Source organism: Deltaproteobacteria bacterium (assembly GCA_016208165.1).
In the GTDB taxonomy this organism is placed as follows: domain Bacteria; phylum Desulfobacterota; class Desulfarculia; order JACQYL01; family JACQYL01; genus JACQYL01.
Map to the genome: position 1 here is coordinate 1 of JACQYL010000043.1, position 8,266 is coordinate 8,266.

At 56.7% G+C, this 8,266-nt stretch carries 5 protein-coding genes and 1 pseudogene; all 6 read left to right on the top strand.

Annotated features, from left to right (window positions below; genetic code table 11):
* Positions 1 to 293: 293 nt before the first annotated feature.
* On the top strand, positions 294 to 989 hold the full coding sequence (locus tag HY788_08975; GenBank protein MBI4774297.1) for a GntR family transcriptional regulator: 696 nt from the start codon (positions 294 to 296) through the stop codon (positions 987 to 989).
* 190 nt (positions 990 to 1,179) lie between these two features.
* Positions 1,180 to 2,739: pseudogene (locus tag HY788_08980) on the top strand (acyl-CoA carboxylase subunit beta).
* A 71-nt stretch (positions 2,740 to 2,810) separates the two neighbouring features.
* Positions 2,811 to 4,412 carry an AMP-binding protein gene (locus HY788_08985; protein ID MBI4774298.1) on the top strand — a complete coding sequence of 534 codons (1,602 nt, stop codon included), beginning with the start codon at positions 2,811 to 2,813 and terminating at the stop codon, positions 4,410 to 4,412.
* A 102-nt stretch (positions 4,413 to 4,514) separates the two neighbouring features.
* Positions 4,515 to 5,972 carry a 4-hydroxybutyryl-CoA dehydratase gene (locus HY788_08990; GenBank protein MBI4774299.1) on the top strand — a complete coding sequence of 486 codons (1,458 nt, stop codon included), beginning with the start codon at positions 4,515 to 4,517 and terminating at the stop codon, positions 5,970 to 5,972.
* Between the two features lie 154 nt (positions 5,973 to 6,126).
* Complete coding sequence (locus HY788_08995; GenBank protein MBI4774300.1) at positions 6,127 to 6,894, top strand: N-acyl homoserine lactonase family protein; 768 nt, start codon at positions 6,127 to 6,129, stop codon at positions 6,892 to 6,894.
* Positions 6,895 to 7,280: 386 nt separating this feature from the next.
* Positions 7,281 to 8,266 (top strand): 4-hydroxybutyryl-CoA dehydratase (locus HY788_09000; GenBank protein ID MBI4774301.1); only part of this gene is annotated, 986 nt, incomplete at its 3' end.

The following is an 8,266-nucleotide window of genomic DNA, read 5'->3' on the forward strand; positions in this document are numbered from 1 at the left end:
ATTCCGCCTGCAACGCAGACGGAATGGGCATCGCCGCTTAAGAGATTTTGGAAGGGAGCACGAGGGGAACCTTTTTTAAAAGGTTCCCCTCGGTCACTTTACAATTACCACGGCCATCCGCCCGCACCAAGCCCTTGCCATCGACCGATCATATATGATATGCGATGTGCGATATGAACAGTTCAGAACATCGGGATTCAGGCCGAACGGACGGCCCAAGCCCCGCCGGCGCCATCGTTCAACCGCTTGTAGTCGATCAAAGACCATCCGTTATTCACCTAAGGTGCGATTACATGAACAGACCACATCAACTGGCCAAAATCCAGCATATTCAGCTTCTCAAGGATCGGGTCTACGATACCATCAAGGAGAACATCATCAACCTGTCCTTCCTGCCGGGGGAACAGTTGATCGAGCAGCGGCTGGCCGATGCGCTGGGAGTCAGCAAATCCCCCATCCGGGACGCGTTTCAGCGGCTCGAGCAGGAGGGCCTGGTCCATTCCGTGCCCTACAAGGGCTGCTTTGTGGCGGACATCTCCACCCGGGAATGCAAAGAGCTGTTTCAGGTCAGAGAAGCCCTCGAACACTATTGCCTGGAGTACGGACTGGACGACTACACCGACGAAGACATACTCGAGTTCAAGCAGATCATGGACAACGCTCTGAACCACATGAACCATAACGACGAGAACGCCGCCATCGATACTCATCTCTCTTTCCATTACCTCATCATAAAAAAGAGCAACAACAGGTTCATTGCGTCCACCTACGCCAATATGAACGATAAAATGAGGAGATATATCGAAATTATCGTCCGGTCCGATGCGAACCGGGTCAGTCATTCGAGCGAACAGCACAGGGGCTTGCTGCAGGCCATTGTGGAAAGGAAAAAGGACCTGGCTTTGGAGCTCTTGAGAGCCCATCTCGTCAGCGTATTGGAAGACTACCTGAAACTCATCGATCAAAATGATATACTCAAAAGGCCTTAAAGCAAGGCTGTTCAGAAGGAACCAAATCCTTGGCAGCCTCTCGAAATGTTTCACCTGAACGCACCGGCATGTTGGGCGCAACGCGCCCAACATATACTCAAAAAGTTTCGGAGGGGAGCCCGAGGGGAACCCTTTTCAAAGGGTTCCCCTCGACACTCCACCTCGCCCATCCATTGAATAAGGCACCGATATGACGAACGAAAGCTCCCGAAAACTGGAACAACTCTTCCACATGCGGAGACAGGCGGAACTGGGAGGGGGCGCCGAGAAATTAGACAAGGAGCGGGCCAAGGGCAAGCTGACGGCGAGAGAGCGCATCGATCTGCTCCTTGACGACGGCAGTTTCGAAGAAGTCTATCGTTTTGCTCAGACCCTGAGCACCGATTTCGGCATGGAGGACAAGCGTTTCCTCGGAGACGGCCTCGTCACGGGGTTCGGGACCATAAACGGCAGAAAAGTATGCGTGTTGGCCCATGATGCGACCGTACTGGGCGGTTCCGGCACGTGCACGCACCTTCGGAAATGGTGCGAAATCATCGACCTGGCGGCCAAGACCGGCGTCCCCATCATCCAGCTCAACGATTCGGGCGGAGGACGGGTGCAGGAAGGCTTTCGGTATCTGAGTTTTTCCGGATCCGTGTTCTACAGCAACACCCAGGCCTCCGGAGTGGTGCCGCAGATCACCGCCATTCTTGGCAGGAACGCCGGGCATGGCGTATACGGAGCGGCCCTCACCGATTTCATCTTCATGGTCGAGGATCTAGGTGAAATGTACATCACCGGTCCCGCGGTCATCAAAGCGGTGACGTCGGAGGAAGTGTCGTTCTAGGATCTGGGCGGCGCCAAGGTTCATACGCGCATTACGGGTGTGGCCGACATGAGGGTGCCCTCCGAAGTCGAGTGCATGGAGCGTATACGGACCCTGTTGAGCTTTCTTCCCCAGAGCTGGAGGGAATCGCCTCCAAAGACAGCATGCAGCGACGACCCCAGGCGGGCGGATCCCGCCCTCAACGACATCGTCCCGGCGAATCCGCGCCGACTCTACGACATGAAGCGCATCATTCAGCTTATCGCGGATCAAGACTCCTTTTTCGAGATCAAAGCCGAATACGCCAGGAACATCATCACCGGATTCGCGCGATTCGGCGGAAGGTCCGTGGGCGTCATCGCCAACCAGCCTTATCATCTGGGCGGATGCCTCACCGTGGACTCGTCCGTGAAGAGCGCGCGGTTCGTCCGTTTCTGCAATGCCTTCAACATCCCCATGTTGTTTCTGGTGGACACGCCTGGATATCTGCCCGGCGTCGGTCAGGAACACTCCGGCATCATCAAGCACGGGGCGAAACTCCTGTACGCGGTATGCGAATCCACGGTTCCCAAGATCAGCATCGTCACGCGCAAGGCTTACGGGGGCGGGAACATGGCCATGGGCGGACACAAAGAGCACGGCATGGACCTGGTCTATAGTTGGCCTTCGGGCGAGTTCGCCATTATGGGAGCCGAACAGGCCGCGGCCCTCCTCTTTCGCAAAGAAATCGAAACAGCGGAAGACCCCGAAGCCTTCCTGAAGACCAAGGTAGCCGAGTACTCCGAGCGATTTTCCAATCCCTACTACTACGCATCGTCCATGAACATCGACGACGTCATAGCGCCGACGGAAACCCGATGGAAAATCATCAATGGCTTCGATTTATTGGAAAGCAAAGAGGAACAAAAGCCTCCTCGAAAACACGGTAATATTCCTTTGTAGGATCTTTTCGCGCATCAAACGTTGGTCACGGATAACGATTACGGAGCTTTTCCACACAAGGAGGATGAACGATGATACGCTATGCCAAATCGGACCGCATCGTGTCTGTAGTATTGAGAGATATTGCGGATCGGATACCGGACAAGATCTTTGTACGCACCCGCGAGGGTCAGGTGACGTACAGTGAAATGGAAGTGATGTCCAATCGGTTCGCCAACGCATTCAGGAATCTGGGTCTCAAGAGACACGACAAAGCTTGCCTGTTATTGGACAACAATCTGGAACATATGTACTGCTGGTTTGGCCTGTGGAAAGCGGGTGTGGCGGACGTGCCCATCAACACGGCCTATAAGGGCCAGATATTACAGTACGTGATCGATAACTCGGAAGCCCGGGTGCTTGTCGTGGATCAGAACTATCTGGGCCGAATCCAGTTTCTGGAGGATGAGATCAAGAATATCGAAAAGGTAGTCGTTTATACGCCAAAGGGAGCCAAGAAGCCGGATATCGATTTGAAATTGGACTGCGTGGACATGGACGAGTTCGCTTCGTTCCCCGCCGATTCACCGGACGCGAACGTACATTTCTCGGATCCGGCCACGATCCTGTACACTTCCGGAACCACCGGGCCGTCCAAGGGCGTCATGATGTCCCATGCGAACTGCCACATCTGGGGCGAGAACGTGGTGGAAAACCTGGGGCTCGTATCCAGTGACATCGACTACACCTGCTTGCCCCTGTTTCATGCCAACGCACGACTGATGACCGTTTATCCGAGTATGCTGGCGGAGGCTCAGGTGGCCGTGTCGCCGCGGTTCAGCCTGTCCCGCTTTTGGGACGACATCCGGTTTTTCAAGGCGACGGTGTTCAACGGTCTGGGCGCCATAGGCCCCCTTCTCTTTTCCGTTCCCCCGAAACCGGATGACACCGACAACCCGGTCCGGCTGGCTTTCCTGGTTCCCGCTCCGGATTATAAGGAATACGAAAAGCGGTTCGGCCTCAAGGTGATCACCGCCTACGGAATGACGGAATGCAACCTGCCCCTCTTTTCTCCTCTGGACGAAAAAATGCCCGACGGGGCCTGCGGTAAACCGGTCAAGGGCTTCCAGGTGCGCATCGTGGACGAATACGATGACGAAGTCCCCCCCGGACAGGTCGGGGAAGTGGTCGTCCGGAACGACCAACCCTACGGCATCCTCTCGGGGTACTACAACATGCCGGAAAAGACCCTCGAGGCGTATCGAAACCTCTGGTTCCATACGGGCGACGCCATGTACCGGGACGAAAACGGCTGGCACTATTTCGTCGACCGGATCAAGGATGCGTTGAGGAGAAGAGGCGAAAACATTTCCTCGTTCGAAGTGGAAAGCGTGATCAACTCCCATCCGGCGGTGCTCGAGTCCGCGGTCATCGCCGTCAAGGATCCGGTGCTTACCGAGGACGAAGTCAAGGCTTGCATAGTGTTGCAGCCCGGAGCGAGTCTGACCGAGGAAGAACTCATCCGGTTTTGCGAGCCCCGCATGCCGTACTTCCACGTTCCCCGATACATCGAATTCATGGACGAGCTGCCCAAAACGCCCACGGACAAAATCCGAAAACACGTGTTGCGCGAGGCTGGATTGACGCCTCAAACGTGGGACCGGGAAGAAGCCGGCATCACGATCAAACGATGACCGGTCACGCAGCAAACATGCAAACAGGATGCGGCCCGTCCACACGCGTGGTAGGATGGGCTTCCTGATCGCATCATCCATCAAAACTGAAGGAGCAACGATATGTCGCTGATCTCAGGAAACGCTTATAAGGACAGCCTTAGAAGCCTGAAACTGAACGCGTACGCCTTCGGGAAGAAAATCGACAACCTCGTGGACCATGAGCTTACGGGACCGGCGATTGAAGCCGTGGCCATGACCTATGACATGGCTCTGGATCCGGCGTACGAGGAGCAGATGACCATCCTTTCACCGGTCACGGGCGAACGGGTCAATCGGTTGACCCACGTGTATCAGAGCGCGGACGACCTGATCAAACGCTTCGAGCTGATGCGGGACATGGCCCGGCGGAACGGTATGTGCATCGGCGCGCGTTGCGTTTCCGGCAACATCCTGGCCGCGCTGCATACACTGACGTACGTTCTTCAAAACAAAACGGGCAAGCCCTACCATGACCGGCTCATCTCCTACCTCGCGAAGGTGCAGAGGGAGGATCTGTCCGTGGCGGGATGCATCACGGACGCCAAAGGCGACCGGAGCAAACGGGCGGGCGAACAGCCCGATCCGGACATGTACCTGCGAATTGTGGACGAGAAGAAAGACGGCATCGTGATCCGGGGGCCCAAGCTGCAGATTTCGGGAGCCATTATTGCCCACGAGTTGATCTGCATGCCCACCACCGCTTACCGCGACGACGAGAAAGCGTATGTGGTGGCTTGCGCTCTGCCCACCGACACTCCGGGCATCACGTACGTGCACGGCGCTCCGGCTCCGGATTACCGTCGATTCAACAGTGATCGGGGAGATCTCGGCAACCCCCGCTATGGGGTCTACAACCTGGCGCATATCTTCTTTGAAGATGTCTTCGTACCGTGGGACCGGGTGTTCATGTGCGGAGAGGCGGAATACACCCACAGGCTGGTGTCCCAGACGGCGCCCACTTTCCGGTGCGTGACCACGTCCTGCAAATGCGGTCACCGGGACCTTCTCATCGGAGGTTCCGCGGTGATCGCCGATTACAATGGAGTCGGCGGCGCGTCCCACATCAGGGACAAGCTGGCCGAAATGCTCTATGACGGCGAGCTGGCCTGGGGATCCATCGTGGCGGCGGCCACCATGGGAACCAAGACCGAATCCGGCAGCTTCTATCCCAATGCGTTGATGGCCAACGTAGCCAAACGGCACGGAACCATGGCCCTCTGGAACACGGCGCGTCTTTCCGTCGATATCTCCGGCGGGTTGATCATGTGCAGTCCGAGCGCCCAGGATCTGGCTAATCCGGATTTGGCTCCGCTGCTGGACAAGTACCTGAAGGCGAACCCGGACGTGGACACGAGGGACCGCCTCAAAATGATGCGTCTCATGGAATACCTGACCGGCATCGGCTGCATCCTGGTGGCGGAATCCACCCAGGGCGGCGCCCCGGTGGTGGTCCAGCAGATGATGATCAAAGGAGAGCTGAATAAGCGCTTGGACGAGTTCAAACAGCGGGTCCTCAATCTCGCCGAGATCGGCTCTTGATACAAATCTGTCTCAGCCGCTCCGCCGAAGGCGGTGCGGCTCGCCCAAAAAGCTTTGAAAAGGGGCGCGGGGGAAAACTTTCTCGAAAGTTTTCCCCCGCGAATGATTATCATAAAATTGATGTTATGTAACTGTCTAATCACCGACGGGAGGTATGATGAAACTCTACGCCTTCAGTTGCGGCCGCATACGGTGCCGCAAGAACGTGTTTGTTCCGGATGTCCCGAAAGACGTGTTCATTGACGCCCCCATGCCCGTGTACCTGATAACGCATCCCGAGGGCAACGTGTTGTTCGATACGGGCCCCCACCCGGAAGTATTCGAGGACACGGCCCGGTGGGGCGGGCTTGCAAAGGCGTTCGCGCCCATCGGCGATGAAACCTCGGGAGTGGTGGATCAATTGAAAAAGGTCCGGATGACGCCCAACGATATCCGCTACGTAGTGAATTCGCACCTCCACTTCGATCACTGCGGCGGCAATGGGTTTTTCAACAAATCCACGTTCCTGGTTTCGAAAAAGGATCTCGAGTGCGCGAGTAGCTCCGAATTCGAGGGAAAAGGCTATTTCCGCGCCGACTGGGATCACCATGCGCTCATCTACCAAGAGATCGAAGGCGAGCTGGACATTTACGGAGACAACAGCCTGAAGATCATACCCATGCCCGGACATACCCTGGGCCACCAGATACTGCTGGTCCGCCTCAAAGAAAAAGGAGCCGTGATCCTGAGCGGGGACTCGGTGCCCTGCTCGGATAACTATGTGCATGGGCTGATTTCGAGAAACAATATGGATAACGATCAGGCCGCGAGAAGCATTCACAGGCTTCACGAATTGGTCGATCGCGAAAAGGCGTGGCTGATTCACGGACACGATCCGGACCAGTGGAAAACCGTCAAGGAAGCGCCGGAGTACTATGAATAGAATCAGGTGATAGGCGAGAACCGTCTCCCTGAAGCGACATAGGTTAGGCCCTCACCCTGACCCTCTCCCACAGGGAGAGGGAGTTTGCGCGTCACCGGAATTTCCGATAAGACACGATAAGGGCAACCCAATCAAAGCATGTTTGATCCCCTGGTCCCCGGAACGGGGAGGAGGAAGTAACAAAGTAGCCCCGATCGTAGCCCCTCTCCCTGTGGGAGAGGGGCTACGGGTGAGGGAGCCGCTCCGCCACAGGCGGTGCGGCCATACTCAAGAAGTTTGAAGGGTGTCTGAGTCCCGCCCCGGCGGGATTTCCAAAGTTTCCCTCAGAAAACAGCAGCGTAAAGCATCAACCATATCGAATCATTGAAGTTGGGCAGGAGGAAGCAATGCCGCAAAAAACCAGAGACGAATATCTTTTAAGTCTCAAGGATCTTGGACATCGAGTGTTTATCGGGGGAGAACAAATCGAGGACGTGGTGGAACATCCCATATCCAGACCGCCGGCCGTCGCCATGGCGGAAACGTTTCGCCAGGCCGAGCCCGGCCAAAAGGAAGAGTTGTTCTCCGTGCGGTCCCACCTCTTCAATGATTCGATCAATCGGTTCGCTCACATCCAGCACAGCACGGAAGACCTCATCGACAAAATCACTATGCTCCGCGAGATGGGCCGGGGAACGGCCTGCTGTTTTCAGCGATGCGCGGGCCTCGACTGCATGAACTCCCTCTATTCCGTTACCTACGAAATCGATCAGGAGTTCGGCTCCCACCGCCACAAGACGTTCGTCGAATTCCTCGAATATATCCAGAGCAATGACATCTTGCCCGCCGCGTGCATGACGGACGCCAAGGGGGACCGTAGCCTCTCGCCGTCCCAGCAGAAAGACAAGGATCAATACCTGCACGTGGTCGACGAAGTGCCCGGCGGCGTCATCGTCCGGGGGGCCAAGCTGCACATCACCGGAGGCGTCAACTCCCACGAATTGATCGTGCTGCCCACCAGGGCCCTCAAGGAAGAGGACAAGGAATTCGCCATCGCCTTCGCCGTGCCGTCGAACACCAAAGGCGTTACCTTCATCTACGGCCGCCAGCCGTCGGACACCCGGCGTCTGGAGGCGGGACGAACGGACGTGGGCAACCTGCATTACGGCGGGTGCGAGGCCCTGGTGGTATTCGATGACGTGTTCGTTCCCGAAGAACGCATCTTCATGAAGGGCGAATACGGCTATGCCGGCAGGCTCATCGAGCTGTTCGCCGCCCACCACAGGGCGAGCTACGGCGGGTGCAAGGTGGGCGTCGGCGACGTACTGATCGGGGCTACGGCCGCTTTGGCCGAACTCCAGGGCACGGCCAATGCGTCTCACGTAAAGGACAA